This window comes from Belliella alkalica (genome assembly GCF_022549785.1).
GTDB classification, from domain to species: domain Bacteria; phylum Bacteroidota; class Bacteroidia; order Cytophagales; family Cyclobacteriaceae; genus Belliella; species Belliella alkalica.
In genome coordinates, this window is the sequence record NZ_JAKZGO010000003.1 from 344,116 (window position 1) to 364,037 (window position 19,922).

Genomic DNA, 19,922 nt, shown 5'->3' on the forward strand with positions numbered 1-19,922 from the left:
AAATTCCACAATGAAACAATATTATCATTCCTGGTTAATCTCATTTTTTTTATTCTCTTGCACTAGCCCAAAAGAAAAGGAAATTGAAATTACCAATAACTACACTTTTGAAGTAATAGATTCTTTGGATTTAAAGTTTTTGGGAAACCCGATATTGGTGGAAGTTAGCCCAAAATCTAGCCGATTTGCTTTTTATGATAATGCGAGTAAAGAATTTTTATTTACAGATTCTTCAGGAGAGGTTTTAAGTAAATTTTCAAAAAATGCAGATACACCTGACGCACATGGTCCCCTTATGGAATTGCCTGGGTTTGTAGATGAAGAAAATGTGGCATTAGTTGGATTGAATGGTGTTTTTCTTTATGATTTAGCTGGCAATTTGGTTAAGAAATTAGCTCATCCTGAAAAACAAAGAGCTGCAACCTCAAAATATTTTATAGGAAAGGGTGTTGAGACATTTATCATGGATGGACATCAGTATCTATTAAGTAAGTCATTCAGGAAAAGAGATACTTATGCTGGTGAGCAGAAGTTTTACGATACTTTTAAAGCATTGGAGTTAATTCACTTGGAAAATGAAGATTTCTTTGAAATTGTCCCTTTTGAGGAAGGAAGTCAATTTTTAGATGGGAATGGGTATTTCGCAAGCGATTATGAACCAGCTTACGAGGTCTTTGAAGATAAACTTTATATTGCATTAGGCGGAGAAAAGAGATTGCTGGTTTACTCATTACATCCTAATGGAGCTAGTCTTGACACGATAGTACATCTTCAGATACCTGGTTTCGAAAAGCTGCCTATAACATCTCGTGAAGAGTTTTACAAAAATTCTGCAACCATAAAATGGAGTACGCCCGCGATCAGAAATATTCACGTCTCCGATGGACACATAATCTTACATTATTATGGCGGATTTCCAGAAGCAGTCATGAAGGAAATAGATGCTTTATGGATTGCCGGAAATATAGATGAGTCAAATCGAATTCATAAAAAGGAGGCAAAGAAAATCACACATGGATCTTTGGTGCTTGACATACAAACTTTAGAAACTAAAGGGAATGTTCAATTTCCAGAAGGAGTCAATAATAGTGGTTTCGGATCAGGTGGAGGCTACTTATGGATGCAGAGATCGGCGAATGAAGAAGAAGAGGAGGATTTTTTAAGAATTTATAAATTTAAATTAGTGAAAAAATGAAATATAGGATATTAGCAGTGTTGTTTGTCTGCGTTTTACTTTTGGCTTGTTCATCAGAGAAGGAGGCCGATTTAGAGAGTTTTCCCAATAACTGGGAACTTGTGATTTTGGACTCCATACAAGTTGATTATCTAGGAACAGTAGATGGCGGGGATTTTAGAAATGGCAAGGGAGTGTTTTTTAATTTTCAGGAGAATAAATTGATCGAGTTTGAATCGAGTGGGGAGATAAGTCATGAAACATCTTATCCAACAGATGGTCCAGGCAAAGTTCAGTATCCAACTCAATTGAGGTATTCAAAAGAAGGTAGTCTCTTTGCCGCAAGCTTTATGGGTTGGTTATATGAGTTGAATATGGATTTGACTTTGAAGCAAGAAATAAAGCTTCCATTTCCGAGTGAGGCAAAAGATGGTGGTGGATTACTTCGTAATTTGGAATATTGGAATGATTCATTAATTAGTTTCTACCCAGGTAGAGATGGGGCAAATCCTTATGATCCTCATTTTTTCAGAGATCATTTTCTATTGGAAAAAATTGATCCCAAGACAGGTGGTTCATTGCCAATTATTAAAACCCCAAGTACTTCAAGGTATTCTACAGATAAGTATTACGAAAGGCCATGGGTTCAATTTGGTATTTTTGACAATATTCTACATTTGGTGCTAAGCAATGAAACAATGATTCATACTTACGATCTGAGCACTGGAGGGGAGTATTTAAATACTATTGATTTTCAGCCATCTAAATTTATGGATAATGGTGAACATTCAGAAAAGTATCAATATATCTCTGGTACTAAAATGCTAGATGGGAGAGTCAGGCAGTTATTCGTGACAGATAAAGGTGTAGTTATTACATATACTGAAGGGATAGATGAAGATACATTTATACAAAATGAATTGAATAATCCAAAAAACTTTCCCAAATACAAAGATTTTCAAAATCAAATTTTGAAAATAATATCGCCGGAAGGTTTGCTTTCCAATGAAATTAATGTCCCGTACAGAATAGGCAGAATAATGAATATAGAATCAGTAGATAAACCATTTTACGCAGTGAGAGATGATGAATACCTCGAAGAAGAACAGGATTTTGTCACTTTCTATAAACTTCAATTAGTTAATAAATGATCAGTTTGATGATCTTTATTTAAAGTTTAGTTCAATTATTGAGACTAAGAATTGCTTTTCTGTCGCATTTTGACACCTTTCTTCGTCCTAATAGTATAAATGATTGAAATCGAATTATGTTGCTTTCAATCATGCTAATCACCAAATAATCAATGTATTTATGAGTAAATTAGTTACATCTATAAGTTTGTTTGTTTTCTTTTTCGCAGTCCAAAATTCACAAGCTCAAGATTCATTCTATGGCAAAGCCTATTTTGGAACATCAAGTGCGGCTTTAATTACCAAAAAGGGTTTTGTTGGAGGTCCTGGGTATGATGTTGAGCGATTTAGAGAGTTTGGTTTTCTAATCGAAAAAGAGTTAAATGCAAAATGGGCTCTTGAAACAGGTGTGAATATAGCGACGGCAAATGTTATTGTCAGTTCTAACGCTGGGCCTGATCTCAATTTTACTAATTATAAATTTCAAATGTTAAGTTTCCCTTTGCTGATGAAATATTCAATATCCTCTTTTCTGTATGTAAATGGAGGTCCAATGTTAGATATACAAAGTTCAGAAAGAACCTCTATCAATCAATCAGGGATTGGTTATTTGATTGGTATCGGAGCTCAGCACTATTTTAATAAAATTGGGGTATTTGTTAATCCCCACCTAAAACGGCATGCGGCAATTTCTTTTGACTCATCAAATAGCAATCTTACAGAACTCGGAATTCAATTTGGGGTTGCTTATAAGTTTTAATTTATGAAACGTTATAGAAAATTAACCAGTCTGTTTCTTGGATTTTCTGTATTGGTGATAACAAATTCATGTCAGGAAAAATGGGATGATCCTATGCCAGAAGGTGCATCTATAGCGATATCCACGCTTTTTTCTGATCTTACAGAAGAAGGAGCTATTCTGCTTCAATGGGGGGATATAAGAATTTGTAATGGGTTTAACTGTATCCGAAATGAGGTAAGCGCCAGTAATTATGAACTGTTTGTAAAAAGACCAGGTGCTCAAAATTTTGAAAGAGTAATTCGCTTGCCTAGCGGCACCAATCAATTTTTGTTTGGAGATGTGAGAATGGGAGAAGCCTACGAATTTTTTATCAAGTCCAATAGGGCAGGTACTTCGGTTGATTCCAATACGGTTATGATTATTCCAAGTGCAGTTCCAGCACTGGAAGTTGTTTTCCGATTAGATTTGGGTGGTCACGCACTTATGCATCCTAGGCTAAGCCCTTTGGGTAATCAAGTGGCTTATGTTTCTGATGTGCGATTTACAGAATCAGGTGAAGAACGCCGTGCATTAAGTCTTTTTATTTGGGATAAAGAAACACAGCAGCATAGCCTGATTAAGAGGTATGCTAATCAACCTAATTGGTCTTCTGATGGTAAGAGACTGATTTATGTTACTACAGAAGGGCTTTCCCAATCTGCTCAAGGAAGTTTGCCTTCTCATTTAGAAATATTTGATTTGGAAGGAGAGGGATTCACCTTATTCAGCGGTGGCTTTCATCAACAATACTTGCCAAGTTTCAGCAAGGATGATAAGCAAGTATTCTTTTATTCAGATTCCCTGAGTAGCGACGATTTTGGTTTATGGCAACGTGATTTTTTTGGAAATACGTCACCTATTTTTCCTTCTTTCAGGGATCCAGAACTCATAACCGGTTTGGCTCCTTTTTTTGATTTGGATGTTTCTCGACTCAATGGAATGGTGGCTTTGGATCACTTGCAATTTTTTAATGGTAGGCCTGCTTATCAAATTTTTGGATTCGATATGGATAATGGAGGGCAAAAATTAGATATAATGGTTTCACAATGGAGTGATTCTTCTCCTTCTTTATCACCGTTTGATGCTAATAAGCTAGCTTTCGTATCTGATCGTTCTGGAATTTCACAGGTTTGGATGCTTGATTTGGTTTCTAAGGAGTTGAAGCAGGTGACATTTTTCAGTACTCTGAAGTCTGATTATAGAATTACTAAGATTGGTTTTGCAATTTCTTGGGCGGATGATGGGAAAGCTTTACTGATACCTGTTTCGTCTCCAAGAGGAGGAAGGGAATTGGTAAAGGTGGCTTTTTAGAATTGAGATTTCTGTAAGAATCAAACCTCAAAATATTTTCTCAAAGGCAATTCATAGACCCTTTTACCCAAAAGCGAAGAAACAGCATTGACAATCGCTGCTGCAACTGGCCCTTAGGCTGCCTCACCTGCACCAAGTGGTTTTTCTTCTGGACGATTAATAATATGCACTTCAATGTCGGGTACATCTTTTGTCCGCATGATAGGGTAGGAGTTCCAGTCTTTACTTGTTATGCCATTTTCATCATACTGTACAGCCTCCAATATTGTCCAGCTGGCAGACTGAATCATGCCACCTTCCGTCTGATTTTTCAAACCATCAGGATTGATGCATTGACCAGCATCTATGACACTAGTTAGATTTTTGAGTTTGAATTTTTCATTTCCTTCAATCATTTCGATCTCTGCAAGCACTGCAAAATAGGCAGCTGAATTTTTGTATTGGGCAAAAGCCAAACCATATCCCACTTGTCCACTTTTATCTCTTTTTTCCCAATTACATTTTTCTCTTAGTGTCTTGATGACGGCAATAGCACGTCCATTATCTAGGTTATTGATTCTAAACTCAAAGGGATCAACGTCAGCAAGAGCTGCCAATTCATCCATAAATGACTCTAAAGCAAAGATATTTCCATAAGCCCCCAATCCTCTCAATGCAGAAGTTCGAAGTGGACCGTCATAATTGTAAAGTAAAAGTTCTCTTTCAGGTATTTTATATAGAGGAGAAGCATTTCTATACGAGCCACCAGAAAATCCTCCTTTTTGAAATTCAAAAGGGTTTTCCAAGTGTCTAGCTGAAACATAATGTCCAGCTTTTCCATTCGGCCTTGTACTATGGGTGTCTGACCAGATTTTTGTTTGCCAAGAAGTGATTTTCCCACTATCATTCAGCCCAGCTTCTAAAGAGATTTGCATTGCGCTACCATATGGTTCCCATTGGTGTTCATTTTCCCTCATCCATTGGAGTCTTATGTGAGTTTCAGGAAGATGTTTTGCAATCAAAGCAGCTTCAGCAGATACATCATCAGCACTATTGTGGCCATAGCATCCAGAACCAGGCATTCCAATACATCTGATTTTTTCTTTTTCAAGGTCAAACAGATTCGACAAAGTGTTTTGCAAAGGATAAACTCCCTGAGTCGGAGACCAGACGGTTAGATTTTGCGCATCCCACTTCGCTACTGCACATCCAGGTCCGGTTGAGCCATGCATCGTGTAAGGCTTTTGGTAGGTTGATTTCAGGGTTTTTGATGATTTGGATATAGCTGATTTGATGTTTGGATGTTTTTCTACCTCTTGAGGCGAATTTGAATTCCGGTCCATATCCCCAAAAATCTCCGTTTGACTGATTCCTATTTTTTGGATTTCCCATTCGGCGATCTCTTGGACTTTTTTCCAAGCCTTTATAGCTTGGTATTCCCTTTTTGCCACTACTGCGATAAAACTACCATCTATGATAACTTTTTCGACCCCTGTCATTTGAGAGATAGTCTCAGTGTCAAAAGCCCGAAGCTTAGCACCATAAGTAGGAGGATGGATGACCCTAGCGTGCAGCATCCCAGTAAATCTTAGATCATGGACGAAATGTGGTTTTCCCAAAACCATATCCATTATTTCTGGTCTTTGGAAAGATTTCCCTACGATATTATGGGTTTCAGGAGATTTGATTGGTGCTTCTCCAGTGATTTCTCCTTCCAAAAATCTTCCTTCCAGAAGCTGCCAATAGGAAATTTTTTCACCTTTTGGACCAGTTATGACACCATCTTTCACATTTAACTTATCTATAGACACTTCTAATTTCCGCGATGCTTCTTGCATCAGAAAATACTTAGCCTCTGCTGCTGCTTGCCGAATGGCACTTCCGCTTCCTTCCACGGAATTGCTTCCTGCAGTGTAGCCCTCGTTGGGAGTTTGTCCTGTGTCACCATTGATAATATGGCAGATATCGAAAGAGACATCCAGTTCTTCAGCAGCGATCTGCATTAATGCTGTTCTGATCTCTTGACCAAGTTCTTGTTTTCCGGTTAATACAGTCACGTGTCCATCAGCATCCAGTCTGATCCAAGAATCAATGATATCTTTTCCTAAGTGCGGTCTTTCTGGAATACCTGAATACATTGAGGCACTCACTTCATTCTCTTTTTGGTTGCAAAATGCTAAAGGGAATAGATTGAATCCAATGAGTAATTGACCAGTGGATTTCAGAAATGATCTTCTGCCAGTTTTGGGGAGTTTGAAGTTTTCCATAATTAATTACTTTGGATTGGATGCGCTTTTGACTGCTTTTATAAATCTCGAATGCGTACCACAGCGACAGATTACTTGATCCAAAGCATCTTTGATTTCCTCTTCAGAAGGGTTTTGATTATTTCTCAATAAGGAAACTGCTGATATGACCATGCCATTGAGGCAATAGCCACATTGTGCTGCTTGCAGATCGACAAATGCTTTTTGGACAGTATGGAGCTTATTGTCTTTTTGGAGACCTTCTATTGTCTCTATCGTTTTGCCTTCAAAATTTTCACAAGGGCTAAGACAAGTTGGTCGGCTCTCTCCATCTACCAAAACCATGCAAGCCCCACATTGCTGAAGTCCACATCCAAACTTCGCTCCTGACAAATGGAATTCATCTCTTAAAATGTAAAGTAGCGGTTCCTCTGGGTCAACTTCGAATGATTTCTTTTTTCCATTAATATGAAAATCAATTGATTTCATGGCGGGGATTGTTTGGTTAATTCTAAAATATAGGGAAAGAATCCAATAAATCCCAAAAATCGAGCAGTCCTTATGTAAGTGGAGTGAAGGAGTACACTTTTGTAAAAAAAATAAAGCATCCCTTTGGTAGAGATGCTTTTAGTATAAGAGGTCGAGAGCGGATTCGAACCGCTGTACAAGGTTTTGCAGACCTCTGCCTAGCCACTCGGCCACCCGACCCTTTTGTTAAGGGAATGCAAATGTAGAGATATTCTCAGTTTTTCCAAAATTTGATTTGAATTTTATTGACAAAACGCACTTGTTTTTTGATTCGATATTCCTAATGTTAATTTCACCAATATTAAGTTTTATTTATAAAGATTCTAAATTATTTTACTACTTCAATTTGTAGTCTTAAAAAATTGAAAAACAGTTACTTACAATTAATGTAGGGCTGTTTACAAGAATTTGCCGTGTATTGAAGTCAAGTTTGAAATGTAGAATTGGGGTAGTACATTTGCACTGTTTATTTAAAAACCGTGAATTAAACTGTTTAATAAGTAATAAATATGTCGATCAAACGCTCATTATTAAGTGTTCCCTTAAGATTAAGCACTTTGGCCATGGTGTTCTTCCTGATGTTGGGAGCACAAGCCTTTGGAGCTAATCCCGATGTTTCTGACAGTGAAGAGGCTATTGCAGCCGGAAAATCTGTATTTAACGCGAATTGTAAGTCTTGCCACAAGCTAGATCAAAAATACACTGGTCCTGCACTGCGAGGTGTTACAGACCGTAGATCTGTCGAGTGGGCTAAAAGCTTCATCAAGAATTCTCAAGCATTAATTGCTTCAGGTGATGCACAAGCTAATGCCATTTATAAAGAATTTGGCAATTTGGCAATGCCAGCACATGAATTCTTAAGTGATACAGAACTTGAAAACTTATTGTCATATATAGAATATGGTGATAAGGAAGCAGCTGTTACTGAAGGTGGAGGAGATGGATCTTCTGGCCAAGCAGCGGGCGGTTCTGGAGTTCCAAACGAATACTTAACGATTATCCTCGCTGTATTAGTAGTTGTTTTGTTGCTGATACTTATTGTCTTGGGATTGATCATTTCTGTATTGACCAAATACTTGAACAATCAAAGTTTAGAGGAAGATGATAAAGAGTTCATCAACCAAAAATTTGATGTCAAAAAAATATTGAGAAGTGATGCCTTTGTAATCATCATTACCGCGTTGGTGATAGCTCTTGTGGCGAAAACAGCCATTGATGGTCTTTATTCAGTAGGTGTGCAGCAGGGATATCAGCCGAAGCAGCCAATTGCATTCTCGCATCAGCTCCATGCAGGACAATACGAAATCCAATGCCAATACTGTCACACTGGTGTTGAAATTGGTAAGTCAGCAAACATTCCTTCTGCCAACATCTGTATGAACTGTCATACTCACATTCAAAATGTAGGTGGTAAAGAAGGAGTTTCTTCTGAAATTCAGAAAATTTACAATGCCGTTGATAATAATCAGCCAATCGAATGGGTGAGAATCCATAACCTTCCAGACCTAGCTTATTTTAACCATTCACAGCACGTAGCTGTCGGTGGAATCGAATGTCAGACTTGTCATGGTCCTATCGAGGAAATGGAGGTTGTTTATCAGCATAGTTCATTGACAATGGGTTGGTGTATTGATTGTCACAGACAGACAGATATCAACGCAGCAGGCAACGAATACTATGACAAATTAGTGCAGTTACATTCAGACAGCAAAAATTCACTCAAAGTGAAGGACATCGGTGGTCTAGAGTGTGCAAAATGTCACTATTAATTTAAATCAAATCAGAACATACTTTTCTTGAATATACAATGAAAGAAAATAACAAGACATACTGGAAAGGATTAGAGCAATTGACAAACGATCCAGAGTTTGTCAAAAATGCTGACAGAGAATTCCCTGAGCACTTACCATCATCCAATGGTGAAGATGGAGGTCCTTCAAGGAGAGACTTCTTGAAATTGATGGGTTTCAGTTTAGCAGCAGCTTCTTTAGCAGCTTGCGAGGCGCCTGTTAGGAAAGCTATTCCCTATGTCAACAAACCTGTTGATATCAATCCTTCTATCCCAAATTATTATGCATCGACATTCGCCTCTGGCGGTGATTATGCATCGATAGTAGTAAAGACTAGAGAAGGTCGTCCTATCAAAATTGATGGTAACGAGCTTTCTCCAATCAATGGAAAAGGGGTTAGTGCTATTGTAGAAGCTTCTGTACTTTCTTTATATGACAAAGAAAGATTGGCAGCTCCTTATGTAAATGGCGAGAAATCTGACTGGGCAACTTTAGATGCGCAAGTCAAATCAAAATTAGCTGCAGCAGGTTCTATTAAAATCATAACGAATACTGTCATATCTCCATCCACTGAAAAGGCTTTATCTCAATTTGCGGAAACTTTTGGTGGAGCAGAGGTAATTACTTATGATCCTGTATCCAGCTATGGTATTACAAAAGCAGCTGAGACTTCTTATGGGGCAGCAGTGTTGCCTACATACAAGTTTGATCAAGCTAAAGTAATCGTAAGTTTTGGAGCTGATTTCTTGGGAACATGGATTTCTCCTATCGAATTTGCAAGACAATATGCAAAAGGTAGAAAGATTTCCAAGGAAAAGCCAGAAATGTCAAGACACTTCCAATTCGAGTCTAACCTTTCATTGACAGGTTCTAACGCTGATTATAGAACACCAATCAAAGCTTCAGCCAGCGGTTTGGCAGTTTTGTCTCTTTACAATGCAATTGCCAAAAAAGCTGGGGCAGCCAGTTTCAATGCCACAGCTGTAGAAGTTGCGCATTTGGATAAAGCAGCAAATGAGCTTTGGGCTAATAGAGGTGCTTCAATCGTAGTTTCAGGATCTAATGATCCTAATGTACAAATAGTAATCAATGCAATCAATGACCTATTAGGAAACAACGGTATTACTGTTGATTTCTCTACTCCATCTTTCTTTAGAAAAGGAGATGATGCAAAAATGAATCAGTTTGTAGCTGATTTGAATGCAGGTAGAGTAGGTGGTGTTGTATTTTTCAACTGTAATCCAGTTTACGATTTTGCCAAAGGTGCTGAATTGGCAGCTGGAATCGCCAAAGCTAAAGTTTCTATCGCTACCAATAGCACAATGGACGAAACAGCTTCAGCTGTTCAACTTGTAGCTCCTGACAATCATTTCCTCGAATCATGGAATGATTTCAATCCAAGGAAAGGTGAATATTCTTTGGCACAGCCTACCATTTCTCCTTTGTTTGATACCAGACAAGCTCAAGAATCATTGTTGGTATGGGCAGGTTCTGAATCAAACTACTACGATTTCTTGCAAGAAAATTGGAAATCGTCACTTTTTGCTTCTCAATCAGAGCTTTCTGATTTCCAACAGTTCTGGGATCAGTCATTGTTCAATGGTGTTTATTCTGACAATTCTGAATCAACTTCCATTTCAGGTGTAGCTGATGCTTCAGCTGCTGCTGCCGCAATTTCTAGAACTTACAAAGCTGATAATGCAGGTACTGAGTTGGTAATCTATACCAAAATAGGTATTGGTAACGGTACTTTTGCTAACAACCCTTGGTTGCAAGAAATGTCAGATCCTATTTCTAAAGCTACTTGGGATAACTACTTGACAGTTTCTCAGAAATGGGCTAATGAAAACGGCTTGAAGATGTTCGAAGGAGCAACTCAAAAAGCGAAATTGACTATTGGAGATAAGTCTGTCATTGTTCCTGTATTGGTTCAGCCGGGTCAAGCAATAGGGACAGTTGGTTTGGCTTTGGGATATGGTAGAACAAAAGCTGGTAGAGTTGCCAATGGAGTCGGAGTGAATGCTTACGAGCTTCTTGACAGTTCCAAAGGATTTGTGAATTTCGATATTACAGAAGGTGTCAGCATTGAGTTGACTTCTGATAAATATAAAATTGCTCAAACACAGACGCATCAAACGTACATGGGCAGAAACTTTGTCGTTCAGGAATCAATTCTTCCTGAATATAAAGAGGATGCTTTTGCAGGTAGATATCAGCCAAAAATTTACAAAGAAGGTGAATTTGTAAAACCTTCCAAAATTTCACTTTGGAAAGGACATCAGTATAGTCAACATCATTGGGGGCTTGCAATCGATATGAACTCTTGTATTGGTTGCGGTGCTTGTACAGTTGCTTGTCAAGTTGAAAACAACGTGGCAGTAGTAGGTAAGCAAGAGGTTCTCAACAGAAGGGAAATGGCTTGGATCAGAATTGATAGATATTATAGTTCTGATGCTGAAGTAGGTGATAATGACGGATTGGAAATAGCATCTGAAAATCCAGAAGTTGTATTCCAGCCGATGATGTGTCAGCACTGTAACAATGCTCCTTGTGAGACTGTATGTCCAGTAGCTGCTACCACTCACTCTTCTGAAGGTCTAAACCAAATGACGTACAACAGATGTATCGGTACAAGATATTGTGCAAACAACTGTCCGTATAAAGTAAGAAGGTTCAACTGGTTCAAATATCATGATAACAAAGACTTCTCAACTGTCAACGTCGCACAAAACGATGATTTAGGTAAAATGGTCTTGAATCCAGATGTGACTGTTAGGTCTAGAGGTGTTATCGAAAAATGCTCTATGTGTGTTCAAAGAATCCAAGCTGGAAAACTTACTGCCAAGAGAGAGGCTAGAAAAGTTCAGGATGGGGAGATCACTACAGCTTGTGCTACTGCATGTCCTACAGATGCTATTGTATTTGGTGATATGAATGACACAGGAAGTAAAATTTATGCTACTCTTAAGATTCAGGAAGAAACGCTTTCTGCAACTAAAGAGGTGAATGAAGAAAGAGCATACCACGTGTTAGAGGAAGTGAATGTAAACCCTAACGTATGGTACTTTACGAAAATCAGAAATAAGGATAAATCAGAAGCGTAATAAATAATTTTATAAGATATGCAGGTTACTTCATCCGTACGCGAGCCGCTAATTACAGGCGGTAAAACCTTAAAAGACGTCACGCACGACGTATCAAGACAGGTAGAAGGAAAGCCAACTTTGGGTTGGATTCTAGGTCTCTTGGTAGCTGTGGGTACCTTATTGTTGGGCAGTCTTGCGCTGGTAGCAACCCTCTGGGAAGGTATTGGTATGTGGGGTCTCAACAAAACTATTGGCTGGGCATGGGATATCACCAACTTTGTTTGGTGGGTTGGTATCGGTCACGCTGGTACTTTGATCTCCGCTGTATTGTTGCTTTTCAGACAGAAATGGAGAATGGCAATCAATAGAGCTGCAGAGGCAATGACAATTTTTGCTGTTATCTGTGCCGCAATGTTCCCGGTAATTCACATGGGACGTCCATGGTTGGGAGCTTATTGGGCACTTCCGTTGCCAAATACTTTTGGTTCACTTTGGGTGAATTTCAACTCCCCACTTCTTTGGGACGTTTTTGCAATCTCTACTTATTTCTCAGTATCCTTGGTGTTCTGGTATATTGGTTTGATTCCTGATTTTGCTACTATTAGAGATAGAGCTACAGGTTTGAGAAAGACGATATATGGAGCACTTTCTTTTGGATGGGATGGCGCTGCCAAAACTTGGAGCAGATACGAATCTGTTGCATTGATATTGGCAGGTTTGGCTACTCCTCTTGTATTGTCAGTTCACACAATTGTTTCTTTTGACTTTGCCACCTCGGTTATCCCGGGATGGCATACGACAATCTTCCCTCCATATTTCGTGGCTGGTGCGATTTTCTCAGGTTTTGCAATGGTATTGACCTTAATGATCATCACAAGAAAAGTTTTCAAACTTGAAGATTATATTACTATAGGACACATTGAATTGATGAATATTGTAATCATCATCACTGGATCTATTGTGGGTATTGCATATATCACTGAGTTTTTCATAGCTTGGTATTCAGGAGTTGCAGCAGAGCAGTATGCATTTATGAATCGTGCATTCGGTCCTTATGCTTGGGCTTACTGGTCAATGATGACATGTAATGTGATCTCTCCACAACTATTCTGGTTTAAGAAAATCAGAACTTCTATTGTAGCTACTTTTGCTTTGTCGATTGTAGTGAACATCGGTATGTGGTTTGAGCGTTTCGTGATCATTGTAACTTCTCTACACAGAGATTACTTGCCATCTTCATGGGCGATGTTCTATCCGACACTTTCAGATGTAGGCGTATATTTATTCACATTTGGATTGTTCTTTACCCTCTTCTTGTTGTTTGCTAAGTTTTTCCCTGTAATCAACATGGCTGAGGTGAAATCTATCGTTAAGTCTTCTTCAGAAAAAGTAAATAAATAATCATGGAAAGAGATAAGAATTTTGTCCTCGGTGTATTTGAAGATGAGGATGTATTGTTAGAAGCCGTAGCCAAAGTAAGAGGTAGTGGTGTGAAAATTCATGAAGTTTATTCACCTTTTCCAGTACATGGTTTGGATGAAGAATTGGGATACAAGAGAAGCAAATTGCCTATAGCTGCCTTTTTGTTTGGTATGTTGGGTACTTGCCTTGCTTTGACTATGCAATTTTACATGATGAAGATAGACTGGCCTATGATTATTGGAGGTAAGGATCACGCAGGTCTTCCGAACTTTATTCCGGTGACATTCGAATTGACTGTATTATTGGCAGCTTTCGGGATGGTTGGTGTGTTTATGATCACTTCCAATCTGAAGCCTTGGGCACAGCCTAGAATCTTTGATTTGAGAATTACTGATGACAAGCATGTCATGGCAATCGATTTGGCAACAAACGCTGCTGTAGGTGAAGCACAAATTGGAGATATTTTGAAATCTTGCGGGGCTTCAGAAGTGAATAAAAAAAGTTTTGAATAGTAACTCAGACATTATGAAATTGATTAGATCCATATATGTTATCGCAACTGCGGGTGTAGCTTTCGGGCTAGCTTCCTGTGGTGCTTCTGGAGATCATCCTGGATATGAATATGCACCTCAGATGTATAATTCAGTTCCTTATGAGGGATTGACACAGATTGTGAATGAAGATGAAGGTCAGTGGTTATCGACAAGAGAGGATGGAAAGGGTGAATTTTTCAATTCCAACGTCAATAATCCGCACACAATGAATATGAGAGAGCCTGTTGCTAATACTGTTCCTAGGACAAAGGATGGCATGCTTCCGTATAGATTGTTGGCTTTTGAATTGGAAAAAGCTGCTGAGATCCAAAATCCTGTAGAGTTATCTGATGAAGTGCTAGCTGAAGGACAACAGTTATACTTACAATATTGTACAGCTTGCCATGGTATAAATGGTGAGGGAGATGGCAAAGCAGGAGAAGTTATTGGTGGTGTTGCCAACCTCAAGGGTGGTGCATACATTAATTTGCCGGAAGGTCATATTTTCCATGTTATCATGAAAGGTAAAGGAAGAATGGGCGCTCACGGTTCTCAAATCCCGCAAGAAAGGATTTGGAAAATTGTTCACTATGTTAAACAAGAAATTCAGAAGCAATAATCATGGCGCACGTTTCAAACTATAACTTAGATCAGAAATTTGATTTCACAGCTTCTACTAAGAAAGCCTTATTTATAGGGCTTGGCATAGGTGCTGTACTCTTAATTTTAGGAATTTTGGTAGCAATTTTTGGTGGTGGAGATCATGGTCATGCTGAAGAAGCTGGTGGGCATGCGTTTCACTGGTACCAGAGGTTATATGCCAATCTTTGGATCAACAATGTTTATTTCACTGGAATCGCTGTAATAGGTGTATTCTTTTTTGCAATACAGTATGCTGCACAAGCAGGATGGTCTGCTGGAATCTTGAGAGTGATGTTGTCTTTGGGCAACTGGCTACCGATTGCTGCGGTGTTAATGATAGTGACGTTCTTTATTGCAAATCATGATTTGTTTCACTGGACTCACAGTTATCTTTTTGATAAAGATGACTTAGAGCATTATGATAAAATCATTGATGGAAAAGGTTCATTTTTCTATTGGCCTATGGAAAAAGGGACTTTCCCGATTTTCTATATCGTTAGAATGTTTGCCTTCTTCGGTATTTGGATATTCTTTTTCAACAAGTTGAAGAACCTTTCATTTGCTGAAGATAACTTGACAGGATCTCACAATTGGTCTGCTATCAGAAAGTGGTCAGCAATATTCTTAATATTGTTTGGAATCACTTCATCTATATCTGCATGGGATTGGGTAATGTCTATTGATACTCACTGGTTCTCTACAATGTTTGGATGGTATGTATTTGCATCTTGGTTTGTAGCTGGACTTTCCGTAATCACGCTTATCACTGTTTTCTTGAAAGAGAAAGGATATCTTGAAATGGTCAATGAAAACCATATTCATGATTTAGGAAAATTCGTTTTTGCCTTTTCTATTTTCTGGACTTATATCTGGTTTTCTCAGTTCTTATTGATCTATTATGCAAACATTCCAGAGGAGTCAGTTTACTTTGTAGAGAGGTTGTCAAGTGATGTGTATAGCCCGTTTATATTTGTAAATCTAGCTTTAAACTTTGTGTTGCCTTTCCTTGTTCTTATGACACGTGATGCAAAAAGACATTCGATTTTCTTGAAAGTTGTTTGTTCTCTTATCATACTTGGTCATTGGTTTGACTTCTTCTTGATGGTACAGCCAGGGACACTTGGACACAATGGTGGTTTTGGTTTGATGGAAGTTGGGATGTTGCTAGTATTTGCCTCCGCTTTTGGTTTTGTAGCATTAAAATCATTGGCGAAAAACAAACTGGTTGCAAAAAACCATCCGATGTTGGAAGAGAGTTATCATCATCACATTTAGTATTTATCCGAAAAAAGTAAAAAATTATGTACGGATTTCTTATAGCAGTTGGTATTTTGTTTTTGTTGTCCATCATTTGGATGGTGTACAGAATACAGACATTAGTGTCAGTAGTAAAAGGATCTGATAAAAAAATCGCTTCAAGCAGCAATAAAGTAAATGCGATGTTGTTTGTTGTGTTTTTGTTGGCAGGTGGAGTGTTGATGTTTTGGTATTCTATCAAGGAATTCGATAACTACACCTTACCATTGGCTTCAGAGCATGGTGCAGTCACAGATAATTTGTTTTGGATCACAATGGCTGTAACAGGCATTGTGTTTATTATCACTCACATCTTGTTGTTTTGGTTTCCATACAAATATCAGTATAATGAAAAGAGGAAAGCTACTTTCTACCCTGACAATAACAAATTAGAAGTTATTTGGACAATCGTTCCTGCTTTTGTATTGGCGTTACTTGTAATAGGTGGTTGGAAAGCTTGGTCTGATATAACTGCTCCGGCACCAGAAAATTCTCATGTTGTAGAAATTATGGGTTATCAGTTTGCTTGGGAAGTTAGATACCCGGGTATGGATAATGTTCTGGGTAATTATGATTACAGACTTATCAATGAAATTAACAATCAATCTGGTGTGGATTTTACTGATAAAAATTCTTTCGATGATTTTTCTTCTCCTGTTATCTATATTCCAAAAGGAGAGCCTGTTTTGTTTAAAATCAGAGCAAGAGATGTGCTACATTCTGTATTTGCTCCTCATATGAGGTTGAAAATGGATGCGGTTCCTGGTATGCCAACGAGATTTTGGTTTACACCTACTAAGACAACTGATGAAATGCGTGCTGAACTAGGGAATGATGAATTTGAATACGAGTTGGCATGTACTGAAATTTGTGGTAGAGGGCATTTTTCAATGAAGAAAATTATTAAGGTTGTAGAGCCTGCAGAATTTGAAAAATGGAGGTCAGAACAAAAACCCTACATAGTGAATAATCCGGCACTAGTGGAGAATTTATCCGTAGAGTTAAAAGAATTAGCTGATATCACTATCAGCGAATATAAGTAATTAAATTATATTGATTATGGCAACAGCTAACGTAGCTTCACATAGTGCGCATGATCATGATCACGATCATGATCATCACGAAAACTTCATAACGAAGTATATCTTCTCACTTGACCATAAAATGATCGGCAAGCAGTTTCTTGTTACCGGTATTTTCTGGGCATTGATTGGTGGATTCCTATCGATTCTATTTAGGTTGCAATTGGGATTCCCTGATATGGATATGACTTTCTTGAAGCCTTTATTGGGTGGATGGATTGACGATGGTGGTAAGCTTGATCCTAATTTCTACTTAGCTTTGGTTACAATGCATGGTACCATCATGGTATTCTTTGTATTGACAGCCGGTTTGAGTGGAACATTCTCCAATTTCTTGATTCCACTTCAGATTGGAGCAAGAGATATGGCGTCTGGATTTATGAATATGCTTTCATACTGGTTTTTCTTTTTATCAGGTGTGATCATGTTTATTTCTCTATTCCTAGAGAATGGTCCTGCTGGTGGTGGTTGGGTAGTATATCCTCCTTTGTCTGCACTAGAGCAGACTATTCCTGGGTCAGGAACTGGGATGACCTTATGGTTGATTGCTATGACTTTCTTCATTGCATCGTCTTTGTTGGGAGGTATCAATTATATTTCTACAGTAATTAACTTGAGAACAAAAGGTATGTCTTTCTCAAGACTTCCTTTGACAATATGGGCTTTCTTTCTAACAGCTGTTATTGGTCTTTTGTCATTCCCTGTTTTATTTGCAGCTGCTTTGTTGTTGGTATTTGATAGAAGCTTTGGGACATCATTCTATTTATCTGATATCTATATCAGTGGTGAAGGTGCATTGCCTAATACAGGTGGTAGTCCAGTTCTTTATCAGCATTTATTCTGGTTCTTGGGACACCCTGAGGTTTATATTGTATTGCTTCCTGCATTGGGAATTACTTCTGAAGTAATTGCTACCAATTCCAGAAAGCCAATCTTTGGATATAAGGCCATGATTATTTCTATGTTGGGTATTACCATCCTATCTTTCGTAGTTTGGGCTCACCACATGTTTGTATCTGGTATGAACCCATTCTTGGGCTCAATCTTCATGTTCCTTACATTGATTATTGCGATTCCTTCTGCTGTAAAAGTATTCAACTACCTTACTACATTATGGAGAGGTAATTTGATTTTTACTCCAGGGATGCTATTCTCAATAGGCTTGGTTTCTTTCTTTATCTCTGGAGGTTTGACAGGGATTTTCTTAGGAAACTCTGCTATTGATATTCAATTGCACGATACATATTTTGTAGTGGCTCACTTCCATTTGGTAATGGGTTCTGCTTCTTTCTTCGGGTTGATGGCAGGTGTTTACCATTGGTTYCCAAAAATGTTTGGAAGAATGATGGACGCAAGACTTGGTTATATACACTTTTGGTTGACTTTCGTAGGTGTTTACCTTGTGTTCTTCCCAATGCACTACATTGGTATTGCAGGTTTCCCTAGAAGATACTATTCGTTTACGACTTATGACTTCAGTAGCATGTACACTGATTTGAATATGTTCGTATCTGTGGCAGCAATCATTACATTTGCAGCTCAATTTATATTCATGTTCAACTTCTTCTACAGTATGTATAGAGGAAGAAAGGCGAGTGCCAATCCATGGAGATCAACTACATTGGAGTGGACTACTCCAATCAATCCTGGACATGGTAACTGGCCTGGAGAAATCCCTTCTGTTTACAGATGGCCATATGATTATTCGAAGCCAGGCGCTGCCGAAGATTTCATCCCACAGACTGTACCACTTTCTGCTACTCCAGAATCCAACCTTCCACATGAGCAGGAATTGGTGAAATTGGAGAAAGAGATTATTGCAGAAGAGGATGTTGTATTGGTAGCAAATGAATCAAAAGAATCTTAAATACATAAATGGCTTTCGCAGGATCTCTTTGATCACTGTGATAGCCGTTTATTTTCTGATATTGGTTGGTGGGATTGTTCGTAGTACCGGTTCAGGTATGGGATGCCCAGATTGGCCGAAATGCTTTGGGAGCTGGATTCCGCCTACGAGCGTGAATCAGCTCCCAAACAATTATCAGGAGATATATTTAGAAAAGCGGATCACTAAAAATGATCGTTTTGTAGAAAATCTGGAAAAGATCGGATTTTCAAAAAAGGCTGAAGAAATAAGGAATGACAAGTCAATACTGATCGAGGAGGAGTTTAATCCTGTAAAAACATGGATTGAATATGTGAATAGATTGATCGGTGTATTGATTGGTTTCTTTATTATTATGACAGTTTATAGATCATTTGCTCTTTGGAAAGAAGATAGAGCTATTCCAATTTTGTCAATTGTCAGCTTAATACTGGTTTTGTTTCAAGGTTGGATTGGATCAATAGTGGTCTCTACCAATCTTCTTGAGTGGATGATCACACTTCATATGATGTTGGCATTGCTGCTTGTTTGTTTATTAATATATATTCATTTCAGGGCGCATCATTTGAACAAAACCATTCAATTTAGAACAGATAAACCAAATAGGCTTTATTTGATTCTTTTGACTGGATTTTTGTTGATGATAATTCAGATTGTCTTAGGGACTCAGGTTCGTGAAGAGATAGATCAGGTTGCATTTGCATTTGGAAATATGATGAGGGGATCTTGGATTGATTCATTGGGATTGTCATTCTTGATTCATAGGTCTTATTCGCTGTTGCTGTTGGTGATTCATTTGGTGTTTATTTATAAAATTTATAAGTATTCAGTAAGGCGATCAGGGATTTTCAAACTATCACAATTTTTAGTATTTGTGATATTTGTGGAAATTCTTACTGGTGTAGGAATGGCTTATTTTGCAATACCAGCGTTCTTACAGCCAATTCACTTGTTATTCGGGTCTCTGATTATTGGGGTGCAGTTTCTGCTTTTACTCAATTTGAATGACCAAAGGAAATTAAAAATTGAAAATTAAG

At 38.2% G+C, this 19,922-nt stretch carries 15 protein-coding genes and 1 tRNA gene; 13 read left to right on the forward strand and 3 right to left on the reverse strand.

What is annotated here, in order from left to right:
* Positions 1-10: 10 nt before the first annotated feature.
* The 4 genes from MM213_RS05560 (at position 11) to MM213_RS05575 (ending at position 4,396) form a co-directional block, all read left to right on the forward strand.
* Positions 11-1,195, forward strand: a complete 1,185-nt coding sequence (locus MM213_RS05560) for a hypothetical protein (protein WP_241410474.1) — start codon at positions 11-13, stop codon at positions 1,193-1,195.
* Positions 1,192-2,325 carry a hypothetical protein gene (locus MM213_RS05565; protein WP_241410475.1) on the forward strand — a complete coding sequence of 378 codons (1,134 nt, stop codon included), beginning with the start codon at positions 1,192-1,194 and terminating at the stop codon, positions 2,323-2,325. Before MM213_RS05560 ends, MM213_RS05565 begins: the two co-directional genes overlap by 4 nt.
* Positions 2,326-2,485: 160 nt before the next feature.
* Positions 2,486-3,064, forward strand: a complete 579-nt coding sequence (locus tag MM213_RS05570; RefSeq protein ID WP_241410476.1) for an outer membrane beta-barrel protein — start codon at positions 2,486-2,488, stop codon at positions 3,062-3,064.
* A 3-nt stretch (positions 3,065-3,067) separates the two neighbouring features.
* Complete coding sequence (locus tag MM213_RS05575; RefSeq protein WP_241410477.1) at positions 3,068-4,396, forward strand: TolB family protein; 1,329 nt, start codon at positions 3,068-3,070, stop codon at positions 4,394-4,396.
* A gap of 113 nt (positions 4,397-4,509) precedes the next feature.
* Here the strand turns inward: MM213_RS05575 and MM213_RS05580 are convergent, their stop codons facing one another.
* The 3 genes from MM213_RS05580 to MM213_RS05590 form a co-directional block, all read right to left on the reverse strand.
* Positions 4,510-6,642 (reverse strand): xanthine dehydrogenase family protein molybdopterin-binding subunit, encoded by a 2,133-nt coding sequence (locus MM213_RS05580; protein WP_241410478.1) that lies wholly within the window; start codon positions 6,640-6,642, stop codon positions 4,510-4,512.
* A 6-nt stretch (positions 6,643-6,648) separates the two neighbouring features.
* Positions 6,649-7,110 (reverse strand): (2Fe-2S)-binding protein, encoded by a 462-nt coding sequence (locus MM213_RS05585; protein ID WP_241410479.1) that lies wholly within the window; start codon positions 7,108-7,110, stop codon positions 6,649-6,651.
* Positions 7,111-7,258: 148 nt separating this feature from the next.
* Positions 7,259-7,329, reverse strand: a tRNA-Cys gene (locus MM213_RS05590).
* Positions 7,330-7,658: 329 nt separating this feature from the next.
* On the opposite strand from MM213_RS05590, the gene MM213_RS05595 reads away from it, so the two are divergent.
* Genes MM213_RS05595 through MM213_RS05635 form a run of 9 tightly spaced genes read left to right on the forward strand, consistent with a single transcriptional unit; the run spans position 7,659 to position 19,921 of the window.
* A complete protein-coding gene (locus tag MM213_RS05595; RefSeq protein WP_241410480.1) occupies positions 7,659-8,918 on the forward strand; it encodes a c-type cytochrome in 1,260 nt (419 codons plus the stop codon).
* A 38-nt stretch (positions 8,919-8,956) separates the two neighbouring features.
* Positions 8,957-12,043, forward strand: coding sequence for a TAT-variant-translocated molybdopterin oxidoreductase (locus tag MM213_RS05600; protein ID WP_241410481.1), 3,087 nt, complete (start codon positions 8,957-8,959; stop codon positions 12,041-12,043).
* Between the two features lie 18 nt (positions 12,044-12,061).
* Positions 12,062-13,426, forward strand: a complete 1,365-nt coding sequence (gene nrfD, locus MM213_RS05605; RefSeq protein ID WP_241276220.1) for an NrfD/PsrC family molybdoenzyme membrane anchor subunit — start codon at positions 12,062-12,064, stop codon at positions 13,424-13,426.
* 2 nt (positions 13,427-13,428) lie between these two features.
* Positions 13,429-13,959: a DUF3341 domain-containing protein gene (locus tag MM213_RS05610; RefSeq protein ID WP_241276221.1), complete on the forward strand. Its 531-nt coding sequence runs from the start codon at positions 13,429-13,431 to the stop codon at positions 13,957-13,959.
* A 13-nt stretch (positions 13,960-13,972) separates the two neighbouring features.
* On the forward strand, positions 13,973-14,599 hold the full coding sequence (locus tag MM213_RS05615; RefSeq protein WP_241410482.1) for a c-type cytochrome: 627 nt from the start codon (positions 13,973-13,975) through the stop codon (positions 14,597-14,599).
* Between the two features lie 2 nt (positions 14,600-14,601).
* Positions 14,602-15,897: a quinol:cytochrome C oxidoreductase gene (locus MM213_RS05620; RefSeq protein ID WP_241410483.1), complete on the forward strand. Its 1,296-nt coding sequence runs from the start codon at positions 14,602-14,604 to the stop codon at positions 15,895-15,897.
* A gap of 26 nt (positions 15,898-15,923) precedes the next feature.
* Positions 15,924-16,961, forward strand: coding sequence for a cytochrome c oxidase subunit II (locus MM213_RS05625; RefSeq protein WP_241410484.1), 1,038 nt, complete (start codon positions 15,924-15,926; stop codon positions 16,959-16,961).
* Positions 16,962-16,977: 16 nt separating this feature from the next.
* Positions 16,978-18,867, forward strand: coding sequence for a cytochrome c oxidase subunit I (locus MM213_RS05630; protein ID WP_241410485.1), 1,890 nt, complete (start codon positions 16,978-16,980; stop codon positions 18,865-18,867).
* Positions 18,848-19,921, forward strand: a complete 1,074-nt coding sequence (locus MM213_RS05635) for a COX15/CtaA family protein (RefSeq protein ID WP_241410486.1) — start codon at positions 18,848-18,850, stop codon at positions 19,919-19,921. Before MM213_RS05630 ends, MM213_RS05635 begins: the two co-directional genes overlap by 20 nt.
* Position 19,922: the final 1 nt, after the last annotated feature.

Coding starts and splice junctions, on each gene's coding strand:
- MM213_RS05635 (WP_241410486.1), top strand. CDS start 18,848: ATGAATCAAAAGAATCTTAAATACATAAATGGCTTTCGCAGGATCTCT.
- MM213_RS05580 (WP_241410478.1), bottom strand. CDS start 6,642: ATGGAAAACTTCAAACTCCCCAAAACTGGCAGAAGATCATTTCTGAAA.
- MM213_RS05585 (WP_241410479.1), bottom strand. CDS start 7,110: ATGAAATCAATTGATTTTCATATTAATGGAAAAAAGAAATCATTCGAA.
- MM213_RS05625 (WP_241410484.1), top strand. CDS start 15,924: ATGTACGGATTTCTTATAGCAGTTGGTATTTTGTTTTTGTTGTCCATC.
- MM213_RS05615 (WP_241410482.1), top strand. CDS start 13,973: ATGAAATTGATTAGATCCATATATGTTATCGCAACTGCGGGTGTAGCT.
- MM213_RS05610 (WP_241276221.1), top strand. CDS start 13,429: ATGGAAAGAGATAAGAATTTTGTCCTCGGTGTATTTGAAGATGAGGAT.
- MM213_RS05600 (WP_241410481.1), top strand. CDS start 8,957: ATGAAAGAAAATAACAAGACATACTGGAAAGGATTAGAGCAATTGACA.
- MM213_RS05560 (WP_241410474.1), top strand. CDS start 11: ATGAAACAATATTATCATTCCTGGTTAATCTCATTTTTTTTATTCTCT.
- MM213_RS05620 (WP_241410483.1), top strand. CDS start 14,602: ATGGCGCACGTTTCAAACTATAACTTAGATCAGAAATTTGATTTCACA.
- MM213_RS05570 (WP_241410476.1), top strand. CDS start 2,486: ATGAGTAAATTAGTTACATCTATAAGTTTGTTTGTTTTCTTTTTCGCA.
- MM213_RS05565 (WP_241410475.1), top strand. CDS start 1,192: ATGAAATATAGGATATTAGCAGTGTTGTTTGTCTGCGTTTTACTTTTG.
- MM213_RS05575 (WP_241410477.1), top strand. CDS start 3,068: ATGAAACGTTATAGAAAATTAACCAGTCTGTTTCTTGGATTTTCTGTA.
- MM213_RS05595 (WP_241410480.1), top strand. CDS start 7,659: ATGTCGATCAAACGCTCATTATTAAGTGTTCCCTTAAGATTAAGCACT.
- nrfD (WP_241276220.1), top strand. CDS start 12,062: ATGCAGGTTACTTCATCCGTACGCGAGCCGCTAATTACAGGCGGTAAA.